30 protein-coding genes are annotated in these 24,733 nt (G+C 62.9%); 18 read left to right on the top strand and 12 right to left on the bottom strand.

What is annotated here, in order from left to right; all coding sequences use genetic code 11:
- Positions 1–744: a 7-cyano-7-deazaguanine synthase QueC gene (queC, locus tag A3OO_RS0108670; protein ID WP_018407446.1), complete on the bottom strand. Its 744-nt coding sequence runs from the start codon at positions 742–744 to the stop codon at positions 1–3.
- Positions 745–870: 126 nt separating this feature from the next.
- Between queC and A3OO_RS0108665 the strand changes: the two genes are divergently transcribed.
- From A3OO_RS0108665 to kdsA, 3 genes are read left to right on the top strand one after another with little or no spacing between them, the layout of a single operon-like run.
- Positions 871–1,482: a glutathione S-transferase family protein gene (locus tag A3OO_RS0108665; protein WP_018407445.1), complete on the top strand. Its 612-nt coding sequence runs from the start codon at positions 871–873 to the stop codon at positions 1,480–1,482.
- Positions 1,482–2,123 carry a uracil-DNA glycosylase family protein gene (locus tag A3OO_RS0108660; protein WP_018407444.1) on the top strand — a complete coding sequence of 214 codons (642 nt, stop codon included), beginning with the start codon at positions 1,482–1,484 and terminating at the stop codon, positions 2,121–2,123. The genes A3OO_RS0108665 and A3OO_RS0108660 overlap by 1 nt, the downstream gene beginning before the upstream one ends.
- 12 nt (positions 2,124–2,135) lie before the next feature.
- Positions 2,136–2,972 carry a 3-deoxy-8-phosphooctulonate synthase gene (gene kdsA / locus A3OO_RS0108655; protein WP_018407443.1) on the top strand — a complete coding sequence of 279 codons (837 nt, stop codon included), beginning with the start codon at positions 2,136–2,138 and terminating at the stop codon, positions 2,970–2,972.
- A gap of 76 nt (positions 2,973–3,048) precedes the next feature.
- Here kdsA and A3OO_RS0108650 read toward each other — a convergent pair whose 3' ends face one another.
- Entirely contained in the window at positions 3,049–3,399 is a 351-nt protein-coding gene (locus tag A3OO_RS0108650; protein WP_018407442.1) for a hypothetical protein, read from the bottom strand.
- A gap of 82 nt (positions 3,400–3,481) precedes the next feature.
- A complete protein-coding gene (locus A3OO_RS0108645) occupies positions 3,482–4,171 on the bottom strand; it encodes a Crp/Fnr family transcriptional regulator (protein WP_245257137.1) in 690 nt (229 codons plus the stop codon).
- A gap of 170 nt (positions 4,172–4,341) precedes the next feature.
- On the opposite strand from A3OO_RS0108645, the gene A3OO_RS22930 reads away from it, so the two are divergent.
- The gene (locus tag A3OO_RS22930) at positions 4,342–5,424 is read left to right on the top strand and encodes a HoxN/HupN/NixA family nickel/cobalt transporter (RefSeq protein WP_083909747.1); all 1,083 of its coding nucleotides are present in this window, start codon (positions 4,342–4,344) and stop codon (positions 5,422–5,424) included.
- Here the strand turns inward: A3OO_RS22930 and A3OO_RS0108630 are convergent.
- From A3OO_RS0108630 to A3OO_RS0108620, 3 genes are all read right to left on the bottom strand, one after another.
- Positions 5,336–7,039, bottom strand: coding sequence for an adenylate/guanylate cyclase domain-containing protein (locus A3OO_RS0108630; protein ID WP_018407438.1), 1,704 nt, complete (start codon positions 7,037–7,039; stop codon positions 5,336–5,338). The two genes, A3OO_RS22930 and A3OO_RS0108630, sit on opposite strands and share 89 nt — an antisense overlap.
- A gap of 108 nt (positions 7,040–7,147) precedes the next feature.
- Entirely contained in the window at positions 7,148–7,609 is a 462-nt protein-coding gene (gene queF / locus A3OO_RS0108625; protein WP_018407437.1) for a preQ(1) synthase, read from the bottom strand.
- Between the two features lie 63 nt (positions 7,610–7,672).
- On the bottom strand, positions 7,673–8,449 hold the full coding sequence (locus A3OO_RS0108620; RefSeq protein WP_018407436.1) for a hypothetical protein: 777 nt from the start codon (positions 8,447–8,449) through the stop codon (positions 7,673–7,675).
- A 239-nt stretch (positions 8,450–8,688) separates the two neighbouring features.
- Between A3OO_RS0108620 and eno the strand changes: the two genes are divergently transcribed.
- Positions 8,689–9,972, top strand: a complete 1,284-nt coding sequence (gene eno, locus A3OO_RS0108615) for a phosphopyruvate hydratase (RefSeq protein ID WP_018407435.1) — start codon at positions 8,689–8,691, stop codon at positions 9,970–9,972.
- A gap of 149 nt (positions 9,973–10,121) precedes the next feature.
- Positions 10,122–12,830 (top strand): valine--tRNA ligase, encoded by a 2,709-nt coding sequence (locus A3OO_RS0108610; protein ID WP_026222813.1) that lies wholly within the window; start codon positions 10,122–10,124, stop codon positions 12,828–12,830.
- Here the strand turns inward: A3OO_RS0108610 and A3OO_RS0108605 are convergent.
- The gene (locus A3OO_RS0108605; protein WP_018407433.1) at positions 12,827–13,591 is read right to left on the bottom strand and encodes a phosphodiester glycosidase family protein; all 765 of its coding nucleotides are present in this window, start codon (positions 13,589–13,591) and stop codon (positions 12,827–12,829) included. The two genes, A3OO_RS0108610 and A3OO_RS0108605, sit on opposite strands and share 4 nt — an antisense overlap.
- A 54-nt stretch (positions 13,592–13,645) precedes the next feature.
- Entirely contained in the window at positions 13,646–14,305 is a 660-nt protein-coding gene (locus A3OO_RS0108600) for a TetR/AcrR family transcriptional regulator (protein ID WP_018407432.1), read from the bottom strand.
- A 50-nt stretch (positions 14,306–14,355) separates the two neighbouring features.
- Between A3OO_RS0108600 and A3OO_RS0108595 the strand changes: the two genes are divergently transcribed.
- The 4 genes from A3OO_RS0108595 (at position 14,356) to ribB (ending at position 16,645) form a co-directional block, all read left to right on the top strand.
- Positions 14,356–14,586 carry a DUF4287 domain-containing protein gene (locus A3OO_RS0108595; RefSeq protein ID WP_040573753.1) on the top strand — a complete coding sequence of 77 codons (231 nt, stop codon included), beginning with the start codon at positions 14,356–14,358 and terminating at the stop codon, positions 14,584–14,586.
- A gap of 50 nt (positions 14,587–14,636) precedes the next feature.
- Positions 14,637–15,041 (top strand): DoxX family protein, encoded by a 405-nt coding sequence (locus A3OO_RS0108590; protein ID WP_018407430.1) that lies wholly within the window; start codon positions 14,637–14,639, stop codon positions 15,039–15,041.
- Between the two features lie 224 nt (positions 15,042–15,265).
- Entirely contained in the window at positions 15,266–15,472 is a 207-nt protein-coding gene (locus A3OO_RS23990; RefSeq protein WP_198008775.1) for a hypothetical protein, read from the top strand.
- A gap of 87 nt (positions 15,473–15,559) precedes the next feature.
- Positions 15,560–16,645 carry a 3,4-dihydroxy-2-butanone-4-phosphate synthase gene (gene ribB / locus A3OO_RS0108580; RefSeq protein ID WP_018407428.1) on the top strand — a complete coding sequence of 362 codons (1,086 nt, stop codon included), beginning with the start codon at positions 15,560–15,562 and terminating at the stop codon, positions 16,643–16,645.
- Between the two features lie 258 nt (positions 16,646–16,903).
- On the opposite strand, the gene A3OO_RS0108575 is transcribed toward ribB, so the two are convergent.
- Entirely contained in the window at positions 16,904–17,890 is a 987-nt protein-coding gene (locus A3OO_RS0108575) for a tyrosine recombinase XerC (RefSeq protein ID WP_018407427.1), read from the bottom strand.
- 36 nt (positions 17,891–17,926) lie between these two features.
- A complete protein-coding gene (locus A3OO_RS0108570) occupies positions 17,927–18,250 on the bottom strand; it encodes a DUF1476 domain-containing protein (protein ID WP_026222812.1) in 324 nt (107 codons plus the stop codon).
- Positions 18,251–18,519: 269 nt separating this feature from the next.
- Between A3OO_RS0108570 and A3OO_RS0108560 the strand changes: the two genes are divergently transcribed.
- The 5 genes from A3OO_RS0108560 to purQ all read left to right on the top strand — a co-directional run bounded on the left by A3OO_RS0108560 (position 18,520) and on the right by purQ (position 21,473).
- On the top strand, positions 18,520–18,789 hold the full coding sequence (locus tag A3OO_RS0108560; protein ID WP_026222811.1) for a hypothetical protein: 270 nt from the start codon (positions 18,520–18,522) through the stop codon (positions 18,787–18,789).
- Between the two features lie 311 nt (positions 18,790–19,100).
- Positions 19,101–19,895 carry a phosphoribosylaminoimidazolesuccinocarboxamide synthase gene (gene purC, locus A3OO_RS0108550; RefSeq protein WP_014892432.1) on the top strand — a complete coding sequence of 265 codons (795 nt, stop codon included), beginning with the start codon at positions 19,101–19,103 and terminating at the stop codon, positions 19,893–19,895.
- Positions 19,896–19,945: 50 nt separating this feature from the next.
- Positions 19,946–20,479, top strand: a complete 534-nt coding sequence (locus A3OO_RS0108545) for a Uma2 family endonuclease (RefSeq protein WP_245257136.1) — start codon at positions 19,946–19,948, stop codon at positions 20,477–20,479.
- A gap of 68 nt (positions 20,480–20,547) precedes the next feature.
- Positions 20,548–20,784, top strand: a complete 237-nt coding sequence (gene purS, locus A3OO_RS0108540) for a phosphoribosylformylglycinamidine synthase subunit PurS (RefSeq protein ID WP_018407422.1) — start codon at positions 20,548–20,550, stop codon at positions 20,782–20,784.
- Positions 20,784–21,473 carry a phosphoribosylformylglycinamidine synthase subunit PurQ gene (purQ, locus tag A3OO_RS0108535; RefSeq protein ID WP_018407421.1) on the top strand — a complete coding sequence of 230 codons (690 nt, stop codon included), beginning with the start codon at positions 20,784–20,786 and terminating at the stop codon, positions 21,471–21,473. The genes purS and purQ overlap by 1 nt, the downstream gene beginning before the upstream one ends.
- Before the next feature lie 3 nt (positions 21,474–21,476).
- Here the strand turns inward: purQ and A3OO_RS0108530 are convergent, their stop codons facing one another.
- A complete protein-coding gene (locus tag A3OO_RS0108530; RefSeq protein ID WP_018407420.1) occupies positions 21,477–22,178 on the bottom strand; it encodes a winged helix-turn-helix transcriptional regulator in 702 nt (233 codons plus the stop codon).
- A 56-nt stretch (positions 22,179–22,234) separates the two neighbouring features.
- Between A3OO_RS0108530 and A3OO_RS0108525 the strand changes: the two genes are divergently transcribed.
- From A3OO_RS0108525 to A3OO_RS0108515, 3 genes are read left to right on the top strand one after another with little or no spacing between them, the layout of a single operon-like run.
- Positions 22,235–22,669, top strand: coding sequence for a VOC family protein (locus A3OO_RS0108525; protein ID WP_018407419.1), 435 nt, complete (start codon positions 22,235–22,237; stop codon positions 22,667–22,669).
- A complete protein-coding gene (locus tag A3OO_RS0108520) occupies positions 22,666–23,022 on the top strand; it encodes a DUF1428 domain-containing protein (protein WP_018407418.1) in 357 nt (118 codons plus the stop codon). The genes A3OO_RS0108525 and A3OO_RS0108520 overlap by 4 nt, the downstream gene beginning before the upstream one ends.
- Positions 23,019–23,672 (top strand): glutathione S-transferase family protein, encoded by a 654-nt coding sequence (locus tag A3OO_RS0108515; protein WP_018407417.1) that lies wholly within the window; start codon positions 23,019–23,021, stop codon positions 23,670–23,672. Before A3OO_RS0108520 ends, A3OO_RS0108515 begins: the two co-directional genes overlap by 4 nt.
- A 10-nt stretch (positions 23,673–23,682) precedes the next feature.
- Here the strand turns inward: A3OO_RS0108515 and holA are convergent, their stop codons facing one another.
- Entirely contained in the window at positions 23,683–24,708 is a 1,026-nt protein-coding gene (holA, locus tag A3OO_RS0108510) for a DNA polymerase III subunit delta (RefSeq protein ID WP_018407416.1), read from the bottom strand.
- Positions 24,709–24,733: the final 25 nt, after the last annotated feature.

Genomic DNA, 24,733 nt, shown 5'->3' with positions numbered 1-24,733 from the left:
TCAGAAGGTCTCGGCCGTCGCGCTCGTCTGTCCGGCGCGATAGTTCTCCCAGCCATGCGCGCGCAACTTACAGGCGGGGCATTCGCCGCAGCCATAGCCCCAGTCGAAGCGGCGGCCCCTCTCGCCGAGATAGCAAGTGTGGGTTTCTTCGACGATGAGCCGCACCAGCGCTTCGCCGCCGAGCGATTCCGCCAATCGCCAGGTCGCCGCCTTGTCGATCCACATCAGCGGCGTATGAATATTCATGCTGCGATCCATGCCGAGACTGAGCGCCTGCGCCATGGCGCGGATCGTCTGGTCGCGGCAGTCTGGATAGCCAGAATAGTCGGTCTCGCACATGCCGCCGACGAGATCGTTGACGCCGCGGCGATAGGCGAGCGCCGCGGCGAAGGTCAGAAACAGCAGATTGCGCCCTGGAACGAATGTGTTGGGAAGCCCGTCGGCGGCGAAGGCGATCTCCGCGTTGCGCGTCAACGCCGTCTCGGAAATCGCGCCGAGCGCTTCGATCGAAATCGTGCGATCTTCGCCAAGCCGCTCGGCCCAAAGCGGCGAAAGCCGCGCGAGCCCTTCCCGCAAACCGGCCCGGCGCGAGAGTTCGACGCGGTGGCGCTGGCCGTAATCGAATCCGACCGTCTCGACGCGCTCGAAGCGTGACAGCGCCCAGGCAAGGCAGGTGGTGGAATCCTGCCCGCCGGAAAACAGCACGAGCGCGGCGGAGGAGTGAGTCGGGAGATCGTTCGTCATCGCGCCTAACTTACGTTACGGCTGCGAAACTGCGAGCCGCCCAGCGGGCGCGCCTCTTGAAAGTTTGACGGCGCCCTCACCAATCGCGTCCGGTCCACCCATATTCGAGCCGAAACCGAGGCGGAGATGCTGCTCTATAATACGCCGCTGGCGCCCAATCCCAGACGCGTCCGCATTTTTCTGGCTGAGAAAAACGTCACGATTCCCCTTCGCGACGTCAACCTCATGTCCCATGAGCACAAGCAGGAGTCCTATGCGGCGGTCAATGCGCTGGAGGAAGTTCCGGCGCTCGTGCTCGACGACGGCGCGAAGCTCACAGAGTCGGTCGCCATCTGCCGCTACATCGAGTCGCTATATCCGGAGCCGCCGCTTTTCGGGCGCGACGCGCGGGAAACTGCCTTCGTCGAAATGTGGCAGCGCCGGGTGGAATTCCGCCTGTTCACGCCGGTGGCGCTGGCCTTCCGGCACAGCCATCCGGCGCTGGCGCGGCTCGAGTCTCCGCAGCTCCCGCAATTGGCCGAGCATCAGCGGCCGCGCGCGCAACAGATGATGCGCTTTCTCGATGGCGAACTCGCCTCGCGGCGCTTCATCGCCTCGGATGAATTCACGATCGCCGATATCACCGCCATCGTCGCCATGGATCTGACGAAGGTCGCCCGGGTCGAGATCCCTGACGCACTACCAAATCTCTCCCGCTGGCGGGCGGACGTCTCGGCGCGCCCGAGCGTCGTTCCCTGATGCGGCGCGTGTCGGGCAGGAAACTCGATGAGATCACGGCGTGCATCCGCGCCTGCCGCGTCTGCGCCGAAACGCCCGAGGGCGTAAAGCTGCCGCATGAGCCGCGCCCGGTGTTGCGCGTCTCGCCCACCGCCCGGCTGCTGCTCGCGAGCCAGGCGCCCGGCAATCTCGTCAATGTGACCGGCGTTCCTTTCAACGATCCCTCTGGAGATCGTCTGCGCGACTGGATGGGCGTGGATCGCGAGACCTTCTATGACGTCTCGCGTATCGCCATCGTGCCCATGGGCTTTTGCTTTCCGGGTTACGACGCCGCCGGGGGCGACCTGCCGCCGCGCCCCGAGTGTCGCCCGCGCTGGCACGACTCGCTGTTCGCAGCGCTGCCGCAGATCGAGACGGTCGTCGCAATCGGCAGATATGCGCAGGACTATCATTTCGAGCGGCTCGGCCACGCTTTGCCGAGGAGCGCGAGCGTCGCCGAGATCGTCGCGCGCTGGCGCGAATTTGCGAGCGCTAGGCCGCTGATTTTTCCCCTCCCCCATCCATCCTGGCGCAATATCGGCTGGTTGAAGCGAAATCCCTGGTTCGAAGCCGACGTCTTGCCGGCGCTGCGCGCCGAGGTCGCGCGGCTCGTGAAAACATGACAAAAACCCGGGGTGACAAGCATAATCATCGGAGATGGCCCGCGCCGCGTCGAGATCGGCAATGATCGGCCGCTGACGCTTATCGCCGGCCCCTGCGCGCTTGAAAGCGCGGACATGGGGCTCAAGGTCGCTGAAGAGCTTGCCCGGCTCGGCGAGCGGCTGAAGATCGGCGTCGTCTTCAAGGCGTCCTTCGACAAGGCGAACCGCACCAGCGGCGAAGCGGCGCGGGGCGTCGGCCTCGACGCCGCGCTACCGATCTTTGCTGAAATCAAGGAAAAGACCGGCCTCCAGATAACGACCGACGTGCATGAAGCATGGCAATGCGCGCGCGTCGCCGAGGTCGCCGACCTCTTGCAGATTCCCGCCTTCCTCTCCCGGCAGACCGATCTCATCGTCGCCGCGGCGAAAACCGGACGCCCCGTCAATATCAAGAAGGGTCCGTTCCTGGCGCCGTGGGACATGGTCCACGCCGTCGAGAAAGCGCGTGAGGCCGGCGCCGCCGGCGTCCTCGTCACCGAGCGGGGGACGAGCTTCGGCTATAACGCGCTTGTCGCCGATATGCGCTCGCTACCGATTTTAAGGGAGACCGGCGCGCCCGTCGTCTTCGACGCGACGCATGCCGTGCAGCAGCCGGGCGGACAAGGGACGTCGTCGGGCGGCGAGCGGCGTTTCGTTGCAACGCTCGCCCGCGCCGCGGTCGCCGTCGGCGTCGCGGCGCTTTTCATCGAGACGCATCCCGATCCGGGCGCGGCGATCTCGGACGGCGCGACGCAAATTCCGCTCGGCGAACTCGAAACAATGGTCAAGGAGCTGATGGCGTTCGACCGTCTGGCGAAAAAGCGCGTCTGAAGAAGGTCGGAGCAATTCCTATGCGCCTGTCATTCCTCCGACGGGCCGAAAGCCTGATCGGGAGGGGGCGTCGGCGTTAATCCGCCTCCGCGTAATCGGTCAGCCAGCCGACCGCGATGATGATAAGGCCCATGCCGGCAAAAAAAGCGAAGGCCGGCTTGACGCTGAAAATATCGGGAAGAAAAGCGATGGCGATGAGCGCTGGGCCGACGATCCTTTCGACCCAGCCATGAAGCGCGAAGGCCAATCGCCGAAAGACGCCGAGCGGAAATTTCGTCACGAGCGTCATCGCCAGATGCACGCCCGCAAGCAGCCAGGCGAGCTTCGCCGGCAGGCCACCGAAGCCAAGCACGGCTGGCGCGGCCAGGAAAATCAAAACCGTCAGATAGTCGAGATAGCCATGCAGGCGCGCCGGGAGCGGTTTCATTGTGGTTTCTCCGCATTGGCGGCGCGGATCGGCCGCCGCGCTTGTCGTTACCGCGCGGCGCAGTGGCGGTCTGTCATCTTGATCACAGATCGCCGCCTTTTTCCTTCGCCAGGGATTGCAGCGCGACGTGATTGACGCAGATGAGGTCGCGCCGATAGTCGAGCGCCCCCCGGCGCCGCAAATCATTCATGATCCGCGTCACGACTGGGCGGCTGGCATGGACGAGATCGGCGATGTCCTGCTGCGTGAGCCGGATCTCGAGCGAATAGCCATGCGGACAGGGCGCGCCAAAGGCGAGCGCAAGCTCCCCCAGCGTCTCGATCAGCCGCGCGGCGACTGACTTGGTCTGGCGGTCGATCAGCCTGCGCTCGGCGCGTTCCCGCGACGCCTCCAGTCCGGCGCTCAGGAAGCTCGCGAACGATGGGCTTTTCGCGAGGAGACGGGCCACGTCCGAAGGGTCGAACATCAGGACGCACGTTTCGCCGATGGCGCTTGCGGCATGCGCCGAGGCTCGCCCTGGCGAAACGCGCCCGAAGAGTTCGCCGGCGCCCGCGATGGCAAGCGTGATCTGCGCTCCGCTTTCCGCGACATGAGAAAGCCTGACGACGCCCCGCATCAAACAATAGAGAAAGCCCGGCTCCTCGCCTTGCCGATACAGCGTTTCGCCATCGGAGAGTTCCGCTTCCCGCAGCGAAGGCGCGCAGAGCCGCCACTCGGCGATATTCTCTTCCGACAGCATGTCGTTCCCCGGCGCTTCCGCCTGATCGCGCATCCTATCAAAATCGAAGCTGCGCAAACCATCTTGCTCAAGAGACGGTCTGGCGAAGGCGATCCGCGAAGCCTTGCGCGCAGCCAACGGATGGTCGAGAAGCGCTGACCAACGTATGAACTTTCATAATTAAGCGATTACGCTAGAATGCTGCATTGCTCAGGCGGGGGGTCATGGCGCTCAATCCTTTCGACGACCAAGGCGAAAATTTCAAAGCCAAGGCTGCGGCGACCTATGGCTTGATTATCGTGGCGAATGTCTTCGCCTGGACTTGGGCGTGGACGGCCTTCTCGGATCGGCCGGGCCTGATGGGAGCGGCCGTTCTGGCCTTTATGTTCGGACTTCGCCACGCGTTCGACGCCGATCACATCGCCGCCATCGACAATGTCGTCCGCAAATTGATGCAGGACGGCAAGACGCCCTATTCCGTCGGATTTTTCTTCTCGCTCGGCCACTCCACCTTCGTCACCCTCGCTTCGGTCATGATGGCGGCGGCGGCCGTGGCCATGCAGGGCCAGGCGCGTGACTTTCAGGCCCTAGGAGGCGCCATCGGCACGATGGCGTCTGCTTCGTTCCTCATTGTCATCGGCCTTGCAAACCTGCTCCTGCTCAGGGGCATCTGGTCGGCCTACAACCGCGCCCGACTTGGCGAGCCGGTGCTCGAAGCGGACCTCGACCGTCTGCTCAACGGGCGAGGCTTGTTCACCCGGGTTTTCCGCCCGCTGTTCCGCTTCGTGTCGCGGTCATGGCACATGTATGTCGTTGGATTTATATTCGGATTGGGCTTCGACACGGCGACGGAGATCGGCCTGCTCGGGATTTCGGCGGCGCAGGCCGCGCAAGGCATGTCATTTTCGACGATTCTGGTGTTTCCCGCCCTGTTCACCGCCGGCATGACCTTGATGGACACCACGGATAGCCTCGTGATGACTGGAGCCTACGGCTGGGCGTTCGACCATCCGTTGAGGAAACTTTGGTACAATCTGGTCATGACCGCGATGTCGGTGATCGTCGCCATTTTCATCGGCGGCATCGAAGCGCTCGGCTTGATCGGCGATAAGCTCGGCTTCGAAGGCGGCCTTTGGCGCCTCGTTCAAGGGCTTAACGACAATCTCGCCAATTTCGGCTTTGCGATCGCCGCGATCCTGATCGCGAGCTGGCTCATCTCTATGCTCGCCTATCGAAGCCAGGGACAAATGAAGGCGTATCGCGGCGCAGTTGGGATGGACTATCCGGCGCGCCGCCAGGAGTCGTGAACTCCAAAATTCCCGGCATCTGCGTCTTTTTGCCGATCAGGAAGAACGAGCGCGTCGCCTCTTTGCCCTTTAATTCGATAGTCCCGCCGTCGAGGAATACGTAATCGTCGCTGAGACGCACCTTCACCGCTTCGGACACGTGAATCTTGTCGGGCTTGGAAGTCGATTCGAATCGGCTGGCGACATTCACGACATCGCCCCATAGATCGTAGGAAAACCGTTTTTTCCCCACGACGCCGGCCGCCACCGTGCCGGTGTGCACGCCCATGCGCATTTTGAGCGGGTAAGAGAGCCCTTCCGCGAAACTCATGATGAAACTTTGCGCGTCTAAAGCGAAGTCCGCGATATGCTGACAGTGCAACGGGTCCCGGTTCGGGACTCCGCCGACCACCATGTAGCTGTCGCCAATCGTCTTGATTTTTTCGACGCCGTGCTTTTCGACCAGTTCGTCGAATTTCTCGAAGAGGACGTTGAGCATGTTGACGGTGGCATGCGGACCAAGCTTTGCCGAAAGTTCGGTGAAACCGACAATGTCGGAGAAAAACACCGTAACTTCAGGGAAAACTTCCGCGATCGTCTCCTCGCCGCCCCGCAGCCTTTCAGCGATTGCGGCGGGAAGAATATTGTGGAGCAGCTTTTCCGAACGCGAGCGTTCGATCTCGAGGTCCGACAAGGCTTTGCCCGAAAGCTTTATCTTGTCTTCGAGCTTGTCGAACGCGACGTTCAGATTTGCAGCCATCGTGTTGACGGTGGTGGCGAGTTCGCTGATCTCGTCGCTTCCGAAGACCGATGCTTGAGCCGCCAGATTTCCCGAGCCAATCTCGCGAACGACCGACATGAGATGCGACGCTCGAACCGCGAAGCGGTTGCGCAAAAAAATCAGGGACAGAACAACCACGCCAAACAATCCGATATTCAAGTAAGAGTTGGCTTCAAACAATTGGCTGGCGAACGCCTGTTCTTGGGAAATTCGTCCGGCGTATCTCTGCCGAATCAAGTTCTGCATCTGCGCAATTCTCAGAGTCAGATCTCCATTGAGCTTGCGATATTCATCGCTGAACAGCAGCTTTGTCGCTAAAGCGCGATCGGGCTTGCCCTTGCGGGAATAGGTTCCAGCGCCATCATCGAATTCGCCATCCACCGCATGCATTGCGGCGCGTTCGATCGCGACTACTTTTTCCATGAAGCTTCGCGCTTCCTTAAGCTTGTTCAATTCATGCGCGGTGATATTCTGGCTTAGGAAGCGCTCCTCGATGGAAACCGCGCGGTCGCTTTTCTTCTCGGGCGGCGGAATGATTCCGCCATTCACGAGGTCCCAATAGCCAGCATCATAGTCTTTCGGTCGAGCGACTTTGCCGTTTAGTATGTCTTCGATCGTGTTGTACCACTCAACGCGTCTCGGATCGTTGCTGGAGATGTAACCTCGCGCAAAGCGAGTCTGCCACTGCGAGGAAAAAACCAAATCCTCAGCAAGCGTGGTCAAGGATTGCAATTCGCGGTGCGATGTCTCCAGATTCTTCTGAGCTTTTTCCAGAAAAACGCCCAGCGCCAAATTGCCGCCCGCGAGAGCGACGAGCAACAGGAAGAAGATCGAGAAAAACGTCCGAAGCTTCATGTTCTCTGGGTCCCGCGATCGGACGGTCTCTTTGTCAGGAGACGGCTGTGACCCATAGGTGATTTACTGGCGGACGCACAAGGTTGGGCTTTGCGGCGGCCCAAACGTCTAGCCTCGCCCCCGGTATGGCGGCACGCCCTGATCGGGAAGCCACAGCCCTTCGGGCGGGGCGCCGGTCTGCCAGAAGACGTCGATCGGCATGCCGCCGCGCGGATACCAATAGCCGCCGATGCGCAGCCATTTCGGCGCCATCGCCGCAACGAGATCGCGCGCGATCCGCAGCGTGCAGTCTTCGTGAAAGGCGCCGTGGTTTCGGAAACTTCCAAGGTAAAGCTTCAGCGCCTTCGACTCGACCAGCCATTCGGCCGGGACATAGTCGATAACGATATGCGCGAAATCAGGCTGTCCCGTCACCGGGCAAAGCGAGGTGAACTCCGGCGCGGTGAAGCGCACGAGATAGGTCTCGTCTTTGTGGGGATTGGGAACGAGATCGAGTTCGGCCTCGTCCGGCGAAGCCGGCAGCGCGGCCGTGCGGCCGAGCAGCGCGGCGCCCTTATGCGTCTTGGTCATGCGAGTAACTTGGTCATGCGCGTAACAAAGGCGCGATCGCCGCCGCGTCAAGCGCCAAACGGCTCACGGGTCGCGCGAGTCGGGACATTCGCCCGCGCGCAAAGTGATCGGATGCGCCGACATCCAGCCGGAGAGAAGGCGATTCTCGGGGCTCTCCAGCGCCTTCAGCATTTCGATGCGCACCATTTCGAGCCATTTCTCGCGCCTGTCCGGCGTGTTCATCTCCGCCGGCACGGCGATTTCGAGCGCCTTCACCGCGAATTGATAGGGCAAGGTGTTCCACAAGGCGACGCCGCCGCGGTCGAGCATCGCCGAAACGTCTTTTTCGGGCATATGCGCGATCTGCTCCTGTTCTGGGATCGGCACGGCGCCCGGCATCCCGCTTTTGGGCGCTACGATCGCGACGCCGTTGCGATAAAAGCGATTCTGCTTCACGCCGCTGCGCGCCGCGATCAGATTGCCGCCGATGACAAAGCTGGCGCCTGTGCTGTCGAGCGCGCATTTCAACGTCCGGTCGAAACAATGGCCGGCGCCGACCATCAGCGCGCTGCATCCGGTTTCGACCCAGCGCGCCAGAGTTTCCGGCTTGACGTCGAGCACATAGGCGAGGCCAGGCATACTCTCGTGCTGATATTCGCACCGCTGCACGAGGCTCGCCGGCCAGCCCAGAAAATCTTCCTGCGCCGGCGCGCAATTGCCTCGGACGGGAGATTTCTCCAAAACCGCCTTGGCGGCGGCGACGTGCTCCGGCGATTGAGCCCAAGCGCTGGCCGGACTGCAAAGCCCAAAGCAAAGGGTGAACACGACGCCACGCGCGAATCGCGTTGTGCTTAGGGCCATCCGAACCTCCCGCCGACCGTCGCGCTTGGCGGCGAACGTCCGCTCATTAATCAAGCTCAAGGATAGGGAGGTCCCCTCCCCAGTCAACGGATTTCACCGGCGCGTCTCGCCGCGGCGCAGCACAGATCCCACAAAAGCCCGCACCGGACGCAGAACCTTTTTACGGCTGAGGCTTTTCCGGACGGCGCAATAGGTCTAAGAAGTCGCGCCGCTCCGCGCCGCATCATGAAGAGGCATCCATGACCGAGATCGTCGACATCCACGCCCGCGAAATTCTGGATTCTCGCGGGAACCCGACCGTCGAGGTCGACGTCACCCTGGAGGATGGATCGTCTGGACGCGCGGCGGTGCCGTCCGGCGCCTCGACCGGCGCGCATGAAGCGGCGGAAAAGCGCGATGGCGACAAGTCTCGCTATCTCGGCAAGGGCGTGCTCACGGCGGTCGACAACGTCAACGACGAAATCGCCGGCGCGCTGCTCGGCTTCGAAGCTGAGGAACAGGTCGCCCTCGACGAGGCGATGATCAAGCTCGACGGGACGCCGAACAAGTCGCGACTCGGCGCCAACGCCATTCTCGGCGTCTCGCTCGCGGTCGCCAAGGCGGCGGCCGAGGCCTCGGCGCTGCCGCTCTATCGCTACGTCGGCGGCGTGCAGGCGCGGGTTCTGCCGACCCCGATGATGAACATCGTCAACGGCGGCGTGCACGCCGACAATCCGATCGATTTCCAGGAATTCATGATCATGCCGACCGGCGCGCCGAATGTGCGCGACGCCATCCGCTGGGGCGCGGAGATTTTCCACACGCTCAAGGCGGCGCTCAAGAAAGCCGGGCTCAGCACCTCGGTCGGCGATGAAGGCGGTTTCGCGCCCAATCTTCCCTCCGCCGAAGCGGCGCTCGACTTCATCATGAAGGCGATCGAAACGGCGGGCTTCAAGCCCGGCGTCGACGTGCATCTTTGCTCCGACTGCGCCGCGACGGAATTCTTCAAGGACGGCAAATATGTCTATGAAGGCGAGGGCGTGACGCGCTCGATCGACGAGCAGGTCGCCTATCTTGCCAAGCTCGCCAGCGCCTATCCGATCGTGTCGATCGAGGATGGCATGGCCGAAGACGATTGGGAGGGCTGGAAGAAGCTCACCGACGCGATCGGCGACAAAGTTCAGCTCGTCGGCGACGATCTTTTCGTCACCAATGTCGTGCGCCTCAATGAGGGCATTAAGTTGGGCGTCGCCAATTCGCTGCTCGTCAAAGTCAATCAGATCGGCACGCTGACCGAGACGCTCGCTTCGGTCGAGACCGCGCATCGCGCCGGCTACACCACCGTCTTCTCGCATCGCTCCGGCGAGACCGAGGATTCGACCATCGCCGATCTCGTCGTCGCGACGAACAGCGGCCAGATCAAGACCGGCTCGCTCGCCCGCTCCGACCGCACCGCCAAATACAACCAGCTCATCCGCATCGAGGAGGAGCTGGGCGACGCGGCGATCTACGCCGGCAAAGGCGCGCTCAAGGCGCTGGCGTAACCCTCTCCCCCGCCCTCCCCCGCTTCGCGGGAGAGGGAGTAGATTCGAGCCTTCACTGACGTGCGACGAAACGCCGATCGTTAGCGTCCCCTCTCCCGCCAAGCGGGGGAGGGACAGGGTGGGGGCCAAAAGGCTCCTGCCCAATGACCATGGAAAAAACCTTCGCTCCCGCCTCAATTGAATCGCGCATCCGCGACGCGTGGGAAGAGGCGCAAGCCTTTCGCGCCGGACGGCCCGAACGCGCGCGGGCGGCGCCCTACTCCATCGTCATTCCGCCGCCGAACGTCACCGGCAGCCTGCATATGGGCCATGCGCTCAATAATACGCTGCAGGACATTCTGGTGCGCTATCGCCGCATGAAGGGCGACGACGTGCTGTGGCAGCCGGGCACCGACCACGCGGGCATCGCGACGCAAATGGTCGTCGAGCGCCAGCTGATGGAGCGCCAGGAGCATCGCCGCGAACTCGGACGCGAGAAATTCGTCGAGCGCGTGTGGGAATGGAAGGCGGAGTCAGGCGGCAAGATCGTCGAGCAGCTGAAGCAGCTCGGCGCCAGTTGCGACTGGTCGCGCGAACGCTTCACGCTCGATGAGGGCCTATCACGCGCGGTCGTGAAAGTTTTCGTGCAGCTCTATCGCGACGGCCTGCTCTACAAGGACAAGCGCCTCGTCAATTGGGACCCGGCGCTGCACACGGCGATTTCCGATCTGGAAGTGCAGCAGGTGGAAGTGAGGGGCCACCTCTGGCGCTTCAAATATCCCATCGTCGACGACGCTGGGAACGAGACCGGCGAATATATTGTCGTCGCCACGACGCGCCCCGAGACGATGCTTGGCGACACGGCGGTCGCCGTGCATCCGGAAGACGAGCGGTATACGGCGCTCGTCGGCAAGCGCGTGCGTCTGCCATTGGTCGGCAGGCTGATCCCGATCGTCGCCGACGAATATTCCGATCCCGAGAAGGGCACCGGCGCGGTGAAAATCACCCCGGCGCATGACTTCAACGATTTCGAGGTCGGCAAGCGGCATGGGCTGCGTCTCGTCAACGTGCTCGACCCGCAGGCGCAGATGACGCTTGCCGCCAGCGCCGAGTTTCACGAAGGCGTCGACCCCTCTCCCGAACTCACGGCGACGGTCTCCGTCCTCGACGGGCTCGACCGTTTCGCGGCGCGCAAGCGCGTCGTCGAAATGATGGAGGCGCGCGAGCTGCTCGAGGGCGTCGACGACCATAAGCACATGGTGCCGCATGGCGACCGCTCGGGCGCGGTGCTCGAGCCGCGTCTCACCGACCAGTGGTATGTCGACGCGAAGACTCTCGCGCAGCCGGCGCTCAAAGCCGTGCGCGAAGGCCGCACGAGCTTCGTGCCGAAGAATTGGGAGAAGACCTATTTCGAGTGGCTGGAGAATATCCAGCCCTGGTGCGTGTCGCGCCAACTCTGGTGGGGCCATCGCATCCCCGCCTGGTATGACGAGGACGGCAACGCCTATGTCGAAGAGACGGAAGAAGCGGCGCTTGCCACGGCGCGCGCCAAACGCGGCGATGGCGTGACTCTGACGCGCGACGAAGACGTGCTCGACACCTGGTTCTCTTCCGCGCTTTGGCCCTTCTCGACTCTCGGCTGGCCGGAGAAGACGCCGGAGCTTGCGCGTTATTATCCGACGAGCGCCCTCGTCACCGGCTTCGACATCATCTTCTTCTGGGTCGCCCGCATGATGATGATGGGCCTCTATTTCATGGACGAGGTCCCCTTCCGCGACGTCTATATCCATGCGCTCGTTCGCGACGAGAAGGGCGCGAAAATGAGTAAGTCGAAGGGCAACGTCATCGACCCGCTGCGCCTCATCGACGAATATGGCGCCGACGCGCTCCGCTTCACGCTCGCGGCGATGGCGGCGCAGGGACGCGACATCAAGCTCTCGACGCAGCGCGTCGAAGGCTATCGCAATTTCGCGACGAAGCTGTGGAACGCCTCCCGCTTCGCCGAGATCAACGGCTGCGTGCGCGTCGCGGGCTACGATCCGCGCGCCAATAAGATCACCCTGAACCGCTGGATTGTCGGCGAAGCGACGCGCACGACGGCGGACGTGAGCGCGGCGATCGAGGCCTATCGCTTCAACGACGCGGCGAACGCGGTCTATCGCTTCGTCTGGAGCGTCTTCTGCGACTGGTATGTCGAGCTCGCGAAGCCGCTGCTGCAGGGCGTCGACGGCGCGGACAAGGACGAGACTCGCGCGACGACCGCCTTCGTTCTCGACCAGATTTACGCGCTGCTGCATCCTTTCATGCCCTTCCTCACCGAGGAGCTCTGGGCGATCAAGGGCGCGGACGGTCCCAAGCGCGAGACGATGCTGGCGCTCGCCAGTTGGCCGTCGCTCACGGGACTCGAAGATGCGGAGGCCGAAAGCGAAATCGGCTGGGTCGTCGACCTTATTTCCGAAGTGCGCTCGCTGCGTGCGGAAATGAATTTGACGAGCGAGACGGAGCTGCTGCTGATCGGCGCAGATGACGCGCTGAAAGCGCGCGCGACGCGCTGGGACGAGACGATCCTCAAGATGGCGCGCCTCTCGCAAATCGGCTTCGCTGAGGCGGCGCCAAAGAGCAGCGCGCAAATCATCGTGCGCGGCGGCGTCGCCGCCATGCCGCTCGAAGGCGTGATCGACCTTGGCGCCGAGAGGGCGCGACTGGCGAAAGAGATCGGCAAGCTCGAAGGCGAGTTGAAGAAGCTGGACGCCAAACTCGCCAATGAGGGCTTCCTCGCCAAGGCCGAAGAAGAGGTGATCGACGAGCACCGCGAACGGCGTGAAGAGACGGCGGCGCGCGTCGAAAAGCTCAATGCGGCGCTTACGCGACTGAGCTAGCGGTTCGCCTTCTCGACGACGCCGAGGATCGGCCCCATGGTCGGCGCGAAACGGTCGTGACGCGAGAGCGACGGCGCATAGAGCGCCGACGCCGAGCCGCCATCGAGAAACAGCGCGTCATGGCAATGCAGGCGATCGCGAAAAAGCAGCGCAAATTCATGAAACGTCACCGGCCGGTTGGAGATCGCGAAGCGCGCGACATGGCCGTCCTCGACGCAGACGCCGTTGCGAAATTTCTGCGACATGCCGTTCCCATGAATGCGGGGATGAATGCGCCCGCCGATGACGAGCATCGGCCCCGATTGCGTGGCGAATTGCGCCCGCTGAGGGTTCTTTAGGAAGCGCGCGGTCTCGGCGACGCCGGCGCGCGCGCCGTCGACCCAGAACACGCCATTGGGCTTCAGATGGAAATTGCCGGCGCCCGGGCGCGTATTCGCGACGCTCAGCGTGCGGCCGTTTTCGACATAGAGGCCGACCGGCGTCCGATCTTCCGCATACATGCCGGCGTTCATGGCGAAAACGAGCGTTTCGCCCTTGTTCGCCAGTCCGTCCGCGAGCCGCGCGAAAGAGCCATAGATTTCGCCTTTCTCGTCGCGCAGAAAGAGCCGAATGTCGCTCTTGCGCGCGTCGAAGTCGCATACTGTGTAGGCGGCGCCGCCCTCCTCGATATCGGCGCAGGGGCCGGGCTCGGCCGCGGCGGTCGGCGCAAGCCAGAGGACGAAGAGAAGAGCGAGCGGCGAAAGGCGTCTGAACTTCTTCATGAGCCTCCTCATAGCAGCCGCCTCGATCCGGAATCGGCGCGAGCGGATCTGGCGTCAATCGCTCGAGGCCGCCCAGTCTTGTCGCGCATTCGCATTCACCAGCGTTAGCACGAGCGTTTCAGATAGCCATTTTTGATATCGATCCGGCGTCCAACCGCCATCACGGACCAGCATGCGATAGACATCGCGACTCGTATACATCCAGAGGATGCGCCGAGCCTCGATCAGTTGGAGCCCTTTCCGCTGCTTTTCCGCCGCGAACAGCAAACTCACCCGCTTTTCCTGCATCTCAAATCGGGTCCTCTCGAAATCTTGCTCCATTTTTCGAAGAGCGGGCGAGAAGGCCGAAGCGCCCCGAATCAATCCAAGCTCCGCGCTTTCGCTCTCGTAAATGGCGCGTGCGACATGGGCTGACATCGCGATTGATTCGACGGGGTCGGTCACCCCTTCCAGCCTTGCAACGGCTTCCTGAAATTGTGGGCCGAATAGGCCGGCATGCATCAGCGCGTGGAGCAATCCCTCCTTTGACTTGAACAGCGAATAAACAGTGGCGGCGGCCACGCCGCCCTTTTCGGCGATCCTAGCGATGGTGACCCCGTCTATTCCCTGACTTGCGAAAAGCTCCTTCGCGGCGTCGAGAACTCGGGTCCGGGTGCTTTCCGCCGACCGGCTCCGGAGTTTCGATGCGTATGGCCGCTTGCCCTGTTCGGACATATTAGATATATCTCACTATATTGAATATATATAACATGGAGCGATTGCGCATGACGTTCCAGGCTTATCTCGACAATATCCGAGCGAAGACGGGCAAGGGGGTCGACGACTTTAAGAATCTCGCGGACGAGAAGGGCTTCACTCAACAAGGGAAATTGAAGGAAGGCGTCAAAGCCGGCGAGATCGTCAAGTGGCTCAGCGACGATTTTGGTCTGGGTCGCGGCCACGCGATGGCCATCTACGCGGCGCTCAAGCCCGCAAAAGCGCCCCTGACTCGATGACCGCGCAGCAAATTCGTCGATGCCGCGAGCCTGAACGGAGGGAAACTCATATGACGCAAGAAAATACGACAGCAACTCGCAAATGGTCGCGGTGGGCCGGCTACGGTCTGAGCGGACTTGTAATCCTCTTCATGCTGATGGACGTGACAATGAAGCTCGCGCAGCTCCCTGTCGTCTTGGAAACGACTGTTCAGCTCGGGTGGCCTGCCACGACGGTGAATTCAGTAGGGCTCGTCTTGCTCGCATGCACGGCGCTGTATGCCTATCCCAGAACATCAGTGCTCGGAGCGATCCTTCTCACTGCTTATCTCGGCGGGGCCGTCGCGACTCATGCGCGCATTGGGAGCCCTCTTTTCAGTCACACGCTCTTTGGAGTTTATGTCGGCTTCATGCTTTGGGGCGCTCTCTACTTAAGGAATGATCGCATACGCACGCTCGTCCCATACTGTCGATGAACGACCTTCATGATCCGACGGAACGGGCGCGACCTGCAGTCGACAGCGACGCGATTCCTCGAAGCGGCTTCTCCGTTCCGAATCTTGGTTGCGATATTCAGCCGACGATCTGCGTGATCGTCCAAACGCACGTCGCTTCCCTCGTTAGCGATGCCCTGCAAGCGATCGAGAAGCTCGCAACGATAGGAATTTTCAACGCTCTTTTCGCCGATGAATGTCGCGTTATGCTCACAGATCATGGGCGATCGATCTATCGAGACGTCCGCGAGGCGATCGACGGGATCGTGAGCGGAGTATACGATGTCGTCCCGACCAATGACTTGGCGATCGCCGGCCGCGTCTTGGATCTCGCCTATGCCGCCGATGGCGATGTCCCCCGGACAATGATCGTTCCCCCCACATCGCTGAGCCTCGACGCCACCTCCGCCTGACTGTTTGAATCCCGCCTGCGCCCGGAGTAAATCTCCACGTCCTGGCCCCCGGCGCAGAGCTGCGCCGGCCCCACACCGGAGCCACCTTTGTCCCATTCCATCACTGAAGCCGTCGAGGCCGTGGCGCGCGGCGAGATCGTCGTCGTCACCGATGACGACGATCGCGAAAACGAAGGCGACCTCGTCGTCGCCGCGTCGCTCTGCACGCCCGAGAAAATGGCCTTCATCATCCGCCATACGAGTGGCATCGTCTGCGCGCCGCTCACGCTCGAGGAGGCGCGCCGTCTGCATCTTGCGCCCATGGTCGCGGAAAACGACGCGCCGCTCGCCACCGCATTCACCGTCACCGTCGATGCGCGCCACGGGCTCACCACCGGCATTTCCGCCGAGCAACGCTGCAATACGGTGCGCGCGCTCGCCAATGGCAATATGGGCGCGAGCGACTTCGTGCGGCCCGGCCACGTCTTCCCGCTGATCGCCAAGGACGGCGGGGTGCTGATGCGCTCCGGACATACGGAAGCCGCCGTCGATCTGTGCAAGCTCGCCGGCCTGCCGCCCGTCGGCGTCATCTGCGAGCTCGCCAATGACGACGGCACGGTGATGACCGGCCGCCAGATCGAGGAATTCGCGCGCGCGCACGCCCTCAAACTCGTGTCGGTTTCCGATCTTATCGCGTTCCGACAGGCGCGCGAAAAGCTCGTCGAGCGCGTCGCAACCTTCCCGGTCGAGACGGAGGCCGGGGAAATGATCGGCCACGCCTATGTGACGCCGTTCGACAGCGTGCAGCACTTCGCCTTCGTGCTGGGCGCGATCGGCGACGGACGCGACGTGCCGACGCGACTGCATCGCGCCGATATTCTCGCCGATGTGTTCGGGGGCGCCGACACGATCAAGAAGACGCTGCATCGCTTTGCGCGCGAAGGGCGCGGCGTGCTCGTCTATCTGCGCGACGGCGCGGCGGGCGTCCCGGCGAATATCGTCGGACGGGGCCAGGAGGAAAACGCCGAGGAAACGCGCAAGCGGCAGTGGCTCGACGTCGGTCTCGGCGCCCAGATTTTGAAGGACCTCGGCGTTTCCTCGATCCGTCTGCGCTCCTCGTCGTCAAAGCCCCGCGCATTCGTTGGGCTCTCGGGCTTTGGAATCGAGATCAGCGCGGTGGAGCCGGTAGAGTGAGAGTTGCGCACGCTGCGCGAAATTGGAGCGGCGTCGACGGTGCTACCCTCCCCTTGAGGGGGAGGGTTGGCGTGAAGCGCTGGGGTGGGGTGGAGCCGCATCTCAAAATATTGTCGCTCTACGAGCGGTTCGGTGCGCGCCATCCTTTCCAGTCATCCGAGCTGTCACCCCACCCCGCATTGCTTCGCAATGCGACCCTCCCCCTCAAGGGGAGGGTAGAGTTCGCGGCTCCTCAGGGCTTTCACGCGACCTTCAGTTTCACTTCGCGCGCGGATGCGCCGAGCGATAAGCGTCGAGGAGCCGCGTCTTGTCGACGGCGGTATAAATCTGCGTCGTCGAGAGCGAGGCGTGGCCGAGCAATTCCTGAATCGTGCGCAGATCGCCGCCACGACCCAGAAGATGCGTTGCAAAGGAATGGCGCAGCGCATGCGGCGTCGCGCTCTCCGGCAGGCCGAGCGCCCCGCGCAGGCGCTGGACGGCGAGCTGGATGATGCGCGGCGAGAGCGGCCCGCCGCGCGCGCCCACAAACAGCGGCCCGCCGGCAAGATCATAGGGACAGAGCGCGAGATAGGCCTCGATCGCCGAGCGCACCGGCGCGATGACCGGCACGGTCCGGCTTTTGCCGCCCTTCCCCAGGATCGTGATCCGATCGGCGGCGCCGACCGGCGCCTCGGCGCTCCCGATCGACAGCGCCTCGGAAATTCGCAGTCCGGCGCCGTAGAGCAGCGCCAGCACGGCGGCGTCCCGGGCGATCACCCAGGGCTCTCGCGCTTCGCCCGCTCTTTGTTCGGGGTCCACGACGTCGCGGGCGTCGGGCACGGTGAGCGCCTTGGGGAGGCTGTGCGGGCGCTTCGGCGGCCGGACGGCGCCAAAGACGTCCGTACGGGCGAGGCCCTTCTTCTCAATGAAGCGCAGAAAATTGCGAACGGCGGCGAGCGCCCGCAGCAGCGACCGGCTTTCCAAGCCATCGCGGCGACGCTTGGCCATAAAAGCGCGCAAGTCGGGGGGTTGAAGCGACTTAAGCGCGGCCGCGTCTGGCCGTTCACCCGTATGCTGCGCCAGAAAAGCCAAGAACGTGGCGAGGTCCCGGCCATAGGCCTCGACCGTGTGCCGGGAGGCGCGCCGCTCGCCGGCAAGATAGCGCAACCATAGCGCCGCTTCCTCGGCGATCGCCGGCGCCGCCTGAAAATAGGAGGCGTCGGGAAGCGGCTTCTGTCGAGGCGCTCTTAAGGGCGAATCGCGCATAAGCGACTATCGCCCAAGAAAATGAATAAAGGCCCGTTACTGGCCCGACTTGATCTCGGCTTTCGCCTTGGTCAGCATCTCGTCCATGGTGCGGCGGATCTGATGCTCGGACTGGTTCACGCCCGCCGCTTCAAAATCCTTCTTGACCAAAGCCACGACCCGCTCATCGGCGTCGGCGGTCACTTCCGCAGCGACCAAGGCGTCGGCGTAGGCCTGCGCCTCGGCGCCTGTCTTGCCGAGTTTTTCGGCCGCCCAGAGGCCAAGCAGCTTGTTGCGGCGCGCTTCGGCGCGGAACTGCAGCTCCTCTTCATGGACAAAGCGTTTTTCGAAGGAATCTTCGCGCTGGTCGAACGTGCTCATGTCCATCCTCGGCCGGGTTGTTCTTATAATCAGGACTCGGCGATCATGCGCCGCATCGGCGTGGGCTCGATATATGCGTATTCGCGCGCAAAGCCAATGCCGGAAAGCGTGATCCTGGCCACGACGAAACCGCCCCCCGCCCCTGCCCGCCACGGTGCGAGCGCGAACAGAGCCGCGCGCCGCGCCGAATTGCAATAAGCGCGCCGGTGCGGCTATTTGTCGAGGCGTAGTGTTTTCCGTCCGGCCATCAGACACCGCAGGAGCGTTTCATGAAGAAATTTGCATGCGCTATGTTATTCGCCTTGGCGCTTACGAGCCCGGCCTTCGCTCAGAAAATGACGAGCGACGACCTCAAATGGATCAATCAGTGCATCAGCGATAACAAAGGCGAGGAAGGCGGAACGCCCGACATTATCCGCGCATATTGCATATGCATGAACGAGAAGATGGACGACAACGAAACCCGGTCCGTCACCCAATGGGAAAAGGCCAATCCCGAGGCCCAGCAGGACTGCGAGAAGAAGGCCGGCTGGAAATAGCCAAGGACGCTTCCGTTTGCGCCATGAGCGTCGCAGGGGCGAGCGGGCGCGGTCGGAAAATCATCGACCAGATGCTCAAATTACGGGCGCCGACGCGTGCGAAGGACTGACACGGCGACGGCGACGGTGGGCCGCCGCCCTCTCAGTTTCATTGTATCGTCTTTCCCTTTGCGATAGAGTGCCCTGTCGGCTTGTCACTGGCCGCCAAAGACGCTAGGACCGCCGGTGCTCGCGGCAGGGCGCACGCCCGCCGCCGCTCCCACCCAGAAGCCGGCATGGGTTCACACTTCGGAGGAGCGACGACCCGCCACATGGACTTCCTCAAGCCCCGGTTGATCCCAATGAACCGCCGACGCCGCATCTACGAAGGCAAGGCCAAGGTCCTCTATGAGGGCCCGGAGCCCGGCACTTTGATTCAGCACTTCAAGGACGACGCCACGGCCTTCAACGCGAAGAAACACGAGGTGATCGACGGGAAGGGCGTGCTCAACAACCGGATCTCCGAATATATCTTCCAGCATTTGAACAGCATCGGCGTGCCGACCCACTTCATCCGCCGGCTGAACATGCGCGAGCAGCTCATCCGCGAGGTGGAAATCATTCCGCTCGAAGTCGTCGTGCGCAATGTCGCGGCCGGCTCGCTGGCCAAGCGTCTCGGGATGGAAGAGGGCACGCAGCTGCCCCGCTCTATCATCGAATTCTATTATAAGAACGACGCGCTCGACGATCCGATGGTGTCCGAGGAGCATATCACCGCCTTCGGCTGGGCGACTCCCCAGGAGATCGACGACGTCATGGCGCTCGCCATCCGCGTCAATGATTTTCTCTCCGGGCTTTTCCTCGGCGTCGGCATCCGCCTCGTCGACTTCAAGATGGAATGCGGTCGGCTTTGGGAAGGCGACATGATGCGAATCGTCGTCGCCGACGAGATTTCGCCCGACAGCTGCCGGCTGTGGGATATCAAGTCGAACGACAAGCTCGACAAGGATCGCTTCCGCCGCGATTTGGGCGGGCTGGTCGAGGCTTATACCGAAGTCGCGCGCCGTCTCGGCATCATGCAGGAAAACGAGACGATCCGCACCGGCGCGCCGAAGCTCGTTCAGTAGGAAAATCCCAAAGGGCCGCCATGGGCGTTCCTCATTTCGATTCAGGTCCGATGCGCGCGGAGGAATTCTTCGCGTTCACCGCGACGCGTCCCGACGACGAAAAATGGGAGCTGATCGAAGGGGAGCCGGTTTTGAACGCGTCGGCAAGTTTTCTTCACCAGATCATTGCCAGCAATTTGATCGTAGCGCTCGGCCGATTCGCCCGGGAAACTGATGCAGTTTGGGCGGTAGTGCCTGGCATCGGCGTACGTATCTCCCCCATGAGCGTCCCCGTGCCCGATGTGCTCGTCCGTCCGCAGACCGCCACAGGGATCGAATGCGACGACATGATCGTCGCCTTCGAAATTCTTTCCCCGTCGACCGCCAACTACGACCTGCGGTGGAAACGGAAAGCCTACGCCTCCCTGCCCTCGCTCCTGCAATATGTCGTGATCGCGCAAGATGCGCTTGAAGTCGTGTCCTTCGAACGCGCCAAAGGCTTCACCGAACGCCGTTTCGAGACAGCGGAGAGCGTGCTCGACCTGCCCGTCATCGGCGCGTGCATCAACTTGCGCGAGATTTACCGCGGCACGGGTCTGCTCTAACGCGCCGGCTTGCGCTTCGCGCGTCGAGCCAGTAACCGTTCCGCCATCTTCTGAAGTTGGAATAGCGCATGAAAGCTCGCGTCGTCGTCACCCTCAAATCCGGCGTCCTCGATCCGCAAGGCAAGGCGATCGAAGGCGCGCTGAAATCGCTTGGCGTCGAAGGCGTCGCGAGCGTGCGGCAGGGCAAGGTGTTCGACGTGGAGCTCGCCGGCGCCGACGCCAGCGCCGCCAAGGCGCAGTTGCAGGCGGCCTGCGAGAAGCTGCTCGCCAATACCGTGATCGAAAACTATCAGATCGATCTGTGATGAAATCCGCCGTCGTCGTTTTTCCCGGCTCCAATCGCGAAAGCGACATGGCCCGCGCCTTGACGCAGGCGACCGGGTGCCCGCCATCGATGCTGTGGCACGCCGACCACGAGCTCCCCGCCGGGACTGACCTCGTCGTATTGCCCGGAGGCTTTTCCTACGGCGATTATCTGCGCTGCGGCGCCATCGCAGGCCGCGCCGCCATCATGGATGCGGTGCGCGCGCATGCCGCGCGCGGCGGACTGGTGCTGGGCGTCTGCAACGGCTTCCAGATTCTCTGCGAAAGCGGGCTTCTGCCGGGCGTGCTGATGCGCAACGCCAATTTGCGCTTCGTCTGCCGGATGCAGCATCTGAGGGTCGAACGCAACGACACAGCCTTCACGCGGCAATACGCAAAAGGTCAGACGATCGAAGTCTGCATCGCGCATGGCGAGGGCAATTACGAAGCCGACGATGCGACGATCGAGCGTCTGGAGGGCGAAGGCCTCGTCGCCTTCCGCTATTGCGACTCCGCCGGCAAGGTCGGTGGCGAGGCCAATCCCAACGGCTCGCGCAACGATATCGCCGGCATTTATTCGGACGGGCGCAATGTGCTTGGCCTGATGCCGCATCCCGAAAATCTCATCGACGCGCTCGTCGGCGGAACCGACGGCCGCGGGCTTTTCGAAAGCCTCGCCAGCGCGGCGTGATCCTCACGCTTTTTGTGGCAGCGGAAAGAGCTTGGTGAAGCGTTCGGCGAGCGCGCGGTCGCCCTCGACCCAAAGCGCCTTCTCAGCCTCAAGCGCCTCAAGCGGCGCGCCGCCATAGACCGCCGCGGCGATCGCCCTCGCCGGCCCGGCGAAGACGACGTCGGCGCCATCCAACGATTGCCGCGCGGCCTCGCATGCGCCGCCATGGATATGCACGAGGAACGTCTCGTCGCCGATGCGAAAGCCGATGCGCGCGTTCAGTCCCTTCGCCCTGCTCGCGTCGAACATCGTCTTGAACGACAGCATCAGCGAGGCGGCGCTGAGAGGCAGCGTCGGGTCATGCAGCGGCGAGCGCGCCGCCCAGCGGCCGAGAACGCTCAAAGCCGGCTCAATCTCGTAGCCCCAGGGCGTCAATTCATAGACATGGGACGCCGCCGGGGGCGGCAGCTTGCGCCGTATCAGCGCGCCGATTTCTTCCAGCCGCTCCAGCCGCTGCGTCAGCACATTGGCGCTGATTCCGGGAAGATCGGCGCGCAGGTCGCTGAATCTTTTCGGCCCGAACATCAATTCGCGCATCACCAGCAGCGCCCAGCGCTCGCCAATAAGATCAAGCGCATGGGCTGCGCCGCAGGCGTCGTCATAGGTGCGCGCGGAAGAGCGGATCCTATCCGCAATCGTCTTTTTAGTTATTTTTACTAACTTCATCGTTGCATTTTATAACTTCTGCGGTAGGTTCGGCAACGGCGGTTTGAGGAGCGTCCATGTCCAAGCTTATTTTCATCAATCTTCCGGTCGCCGATCTGCCCAGGGCGACCGCTTTCTACGAGGCGGTCGGGGCCAGGAAGAACCCGCAGTTCTCCGACCACACCGGGTCCTGCCTGGTTTTCTCAGACACCATTCATGCGATGCTTTTGACGCATGAGAAGTTTCGGCAATTCACGACGAAACAGATCGCCGATGCGCATATGAGCGCCGAAGTTCTGATCTGCATTTCGGCCGACAGCCGCGCCGATGTTGACGCCGTCGTTGAAAAGGCGACGCGCGCCGGCGGCGCGGCGGATCCCACGCCGACCCAGGATTTCGGCTTCATGTATGGCCGCAGCTTCGAAGATCTCGACGGTCATATCTGGGAGATTATGTGGATGGACGCCGAGGCGGCGTCGAAGGCGTGTCAGAAAGAAGGAGCGACGCAATGAGCTATGTCGACGGTTTCGTGATTCCCGTGCCAACGGGCAAAAAGGAAGATTACCATAAGGCCGCCGCGCAGATGTGGCCCATCATGAAGGAGTGGGGCGCGCTACACGTCGTCGAATGTTGGGGCGACGACGTGCCCGACGGCAAAGTCACCGACTTCAAACGCGCCGTCGCCGCCGAGAACGGCGAAAACGTCGTGTTCTCGTGGGTTCTGTGGCCGTCCAAAGACGTGCGCGACGCGGCGCACAAGAAAATGCACGAAGACCCGCGCATGAAGGACATGCCGATGCCATTCGACGGCAAGCGCATGATCTTCGGCGGCTTCAGCGTCCTGCTCGACGAAAGCGCGTCATGACGCTCGCGCTCTATGGCCATCCGTTTTCGTCCTACACGCAAAAGGCGCTCATTGCGCTTTATGAGAACGACACGGCTTTCCAGTTTCGCTCGCTCGAAGACAAGCAGGCGGCAGCGGAATGGGCCGCGCTTTGGCCGATCAAACGCTTTCCGCTTCTGCTCGATGATGATCGCAGCGTTGTGGAGGCCAGCGTGATCATCGAATACCTCGACCTCCATCATCCTGGCCCAAGCCCTCTCCTGCCGACGGACCGGCAGGCAGCGGTCGATGTCCGCTTCATGGATCGGTTCTTCGACAATTACATCATGACGCCAATGCAGAAAATCGTGTTGGATCGTCTGCGCGCGGAAGAAGATCGCGATTCATTTGGAGTCGCTGAAGCGCGTCGGGCGCTGGACACGGCATACGGCTGGCTAAACGAGAAGATGAAAGTTCGCGAATGGGCGGCGGGAGAGGATTTCTCGCTCGCCGATTGCGCGGCGGCGCCCGCGCTTTTCTACGCCGACTGGGCGCACCCCATCGACAACGCGCTGGTCAATGTAATGGCCTATCGCCAGCGGCTGCTCGCGCGTCCCTCCTTCGCGAGAGCCGTGGACGAAGCAAGACCTTATCGCGCTTATTTTCCGCTCGGCGCGCCGGATCGGGACTGACGCCGCCCGCTCATCGCCGCGCCGCGCGCGCGACGTTCCACAGCGCGCGCTCGGCCTCCATCTGCGCCACGCCGGCGTTGGCGCGCGCCCGCATCTGCGCGGCGCGCAGCGGCTCGATCAGCGCGCCGAGACGCGCGGATGACCAGCTCTTGAGCTGTTCATCCATCAGCGCGCGGTGCATGAAGCCAAAGCCCGCGCGCATCAGCGCCGAAACGCCGGCGTCAGGTCGCCCGCCCTCGCGCTCCATGGCGAGACGGGCGCGGTGAAGCGCCACGGCGTAGCGCAGCGCCCCGATGACAAGCTGCTGCGCGTCGCCGTCCTGCGCGAAATAGGCGTCGAGGGCAGCGCCGATATCGGCGGCGCCCGCGAAAGCCGCCGTCACCATGCGATCCGACGCGATGTTCGAGGCATGCGCGACGATCGCTTCAACGTCCTGTGCTTCGACATGTTCGCGGCCGTGCATATAGAGCGCGAGCTTTTCAAGCTCGGCGCGACTCATCAGCCGGTCTTCCCCAAGCGCGCCGAGCAGCAGGCCGCGGGCCTCGGGACTGGCGACAAGGCCGGCGTCGCGCAGGCTGCGCTCGATCAGCGCCTGCAAATCCGCTTCCGCGTCGGGCTGGCACTCGATCGCCGCGCCCTGCTTGGCGCCCTCGACCAGCTTGCGCAGCTGCGCGTCGCGTCTGAGCGCGCCAGCTGTGAGCACCACCGTGCAATGCGCCGGCGGCGCGCCGATAAGCGACGTCAGCGCCGGAATGACGGATTTGCCGCCGGTCTCGACGAGGATGGCGCGCCGTCCGCCAAAGAGCGGCGTGGTGTTGGCCTCGTCGAGAAGCGCAAGCGGGTCGGAGGCGACGCCATCGCCGCTCATCTCGACGAATTGGAAAGGATCGCGGCGATCGTCGACCCGCTTCTCGACAAGCGCGAGCGCGCGCTCACGCACCATGCCCGCGTCGGAGCCGAAGACCAGGAAAAGAAAGACGCCCTCGGGCGGCGCGGCGATGAAGCGTTCGGCGTCGCGACTCTTGACCGCCGTCATGAGGCGCTATCGTCCGCCTCCGCCC

This window comes from Methylocystis rosea SV97, from assembly GCF_000372845.1.
Classification (GTDB): domain Bacteria; phylum Pseudomonadota; class Alphaproteobacteria; order Rhizobiales; family Beijerinckiaceae; genus Methylocystis; species Methylocystis rosea.
Note: the sequence above shows the minus strand (reverse complement) of the source record. Positions and strands in the feature narration are given on the sequence as shown.

Excerpts from the sequence above, each read along its gene's own strand:
- eno (WP_018407435.1), top strand. The coding sequence starts at position 8,689 with ATGACCGAGATCGTCGACATCCACGCCCGCGAAATTCTGGATTCTCGC.
- A3OO_RS0108515 (WP_018407417.1), top strand. The coding sequence starts at position 23,019 with ATGACGCTCGCGCTCTATGGCCATCCGTTTTCGTCCTACACGCAAAAG.
- A3OO_RS0108595 (WP_040573753.1), top strand. The coding sequence starts at position 14,356 with ATGACGTTCCAGGCTTATCTCGACAATATCCGAGCGAAGACGGGCAAG.
- A3OO_RS0108590 (WP_018407430.1), top strand. The coding sequence starts at position 14,637 with ATGACGCAAGAAAATACGACAGCAACTCGCAAATGGTCGCGGTGGGCC.
- A3OO_RS0108650 (WP_018407442.1), bottom strand. The coding sequence starts at position 3,399 with ATGAAACCGCTCCCGGCGCGCCTGCATGGCTATCTCGACTATCTGACG.
- A3OO_RS0108570 (WP_026222812.1), bottom strand. The coding sequence starts at position 18,250 with ATGAGCACGTTCGACCAGCGCGAAGATTCCTTCGAAAAACGCTTTGTC.
- A3OO_RS0108520 (WP_018407418.1), top strand. The coding sequence starts at position 22,666 with ATGAGCTATGTCGACGGTTTCGTGATTCCCGTGCCAACGGGCAAAAAG.
- A3OO_RS0108620 (WP_018407436.1), bottom strand. The coding sequence starts at position 8,449 with ATGGCCCTAAGCACAACGCGATTCGCGCGTGGCGTCGTGTTCACCCTT.
- A3OO_RS0108575 (WP_018407427.1), bottom strand. The coding sequence starts at position 17,890 with ATGCGCGATTCGCCCTTAAGAGCGCCTCGACAGAAGCCGCTTCCCGAC.
- A3OO_RS0108560 (WP_026222811.1), top strand. The coding sequence starts at position 18,520 with ATGAAGAAATTTGCATGCGCTATGTTATTCGCCTTGGCGCTTACGAGC.
- queF (WP_018407437.1), bottom strand. The coding sequence starts at position 7,609 with ATGACCAAGACGCATAAGGGCGCCGCGCTGCTCGGCCGCACGGCCGCG.
- purC (WP_014892432.1), top strand. The coding sequence starts at position 19,101 with ATGGACTTCCTCAAGCCCCGGTTGATCCCAATGAACCGCCGACGCCGC.
- A3OO_RS0108630 (WP_018407438.1), bottom strand. The coding sequence starts at position 7,039 with ATGAAGCTTCGGACGTTTTTCTCGATCTTCTTCCTGTTGCTCGTCGCT.
- A3OO_RS0108610 (WP_026222813.1), top strand. The coding sequence starts at position 10,122 with ATGGAAAAAACCTTCGCTCCCGCCTCAATTGAATCGCGCATCCGCGAC.
- A3OO_RS0108665 (WP_018407445.1), top strand. The coding sequence starts at position 871 with ATGCTGCTCTATAATACGCCGCTGGCGCCCAATCCCAGACGCGTCCGC.
- A3OO_RS23990 (WP_198008775.1), top strand. The coding sequence starts at position 15,266 with ATGCTCACAGATCATGGGCGATCGATCTATCGAGACGTCCGCGAGGCG.
- A3OO_RS0108530 (WP_018407420.1), bottom strand. The coding sequence starts at position 22,178 with ATGAAGTTAGTAAAAATAACTAAAAAGACGATTGCGGATAGGATCCGC.
- A3OO_RS22930 (WP_083909747.1), top strand. The coding sequence starts at position 4,342 with ATGGCGCTCAATCCTTTCGACGACCAAGGCGAAAATTTCAAAGCCAAG.
- holA (WP_018407416.1), bottom strand. The coding sequence starts at position 24,708 with ATGACGGCGGTCAAGAGTCGCGACGCCGAACGCTTCATCGCCGCGCCG.
- A3OO_RS0108645 (WP_245257137.1), bottom strand. The coding sequence starts at position 4,171 with ATGCGCGATCAGGCGGAAGCGCCGGGGAACGACATGCTGTCGGAAGAG.
- queC (WP_018407446.1), bottom strand. The coding sequence starts at position 744 with ATGACGAACGATCTCCCGACTCACTCCTCCGCCGCGCTCGTGCTGTTT.
- A3OO_RS0108545 (WP_245257136.1), top strand. The coding sequence starts at position 19,946 with ATGCGCGCGGAGGAATTCTTCGCGTTCACCGCGACGCGTCCCGACGAC.
- purQ (WP_018407421.1), top strand. The coding sequence starts at position 20,784 with ATGAAATCCGCCGTCGTCGTTTTTCCCGGCTCCAATCGCGAAAGCGAC.
- A3OO_RS0108605 (WP_018407433.1), bottom strand. The coding sequence starts at position 13,591 with ATGAAGAAGTTCAGACGCCTTTCGCCGCTCGCTCTTCTCTTCGTCCTC.
- A3OO_RS0108660 (WP_018407444.1), top strand. The coding sequence starts at position 1,482 with ATGCGGCGCGTGTCGGGCAGGAAACTCGATGAGATCACGGCGTGCATC.
- A3OO_RS0108600 (WP_018407432.1), bottom strand. The coding sequence starts at position 14,305 with ATGTCCGAACAGGGCAAGCGGCCATACGCATCGAAACTCCGGAGCCGG.
- purS (WP_018407422.1), top strand. The coding sequence starts at position 20,548 with ATGAAAGCTCGCGTCGTCGTCACCCTCAAATCCGGCGTCCTCGATCCG.
- A3OO_RS0108525 (WP_018407419.1), top strand. The coding sequence starts at position 22,235 with ATGTCCAAGCTTATTTTCATCAATCTTCCGGTCGCCGATCTGCCCAGG.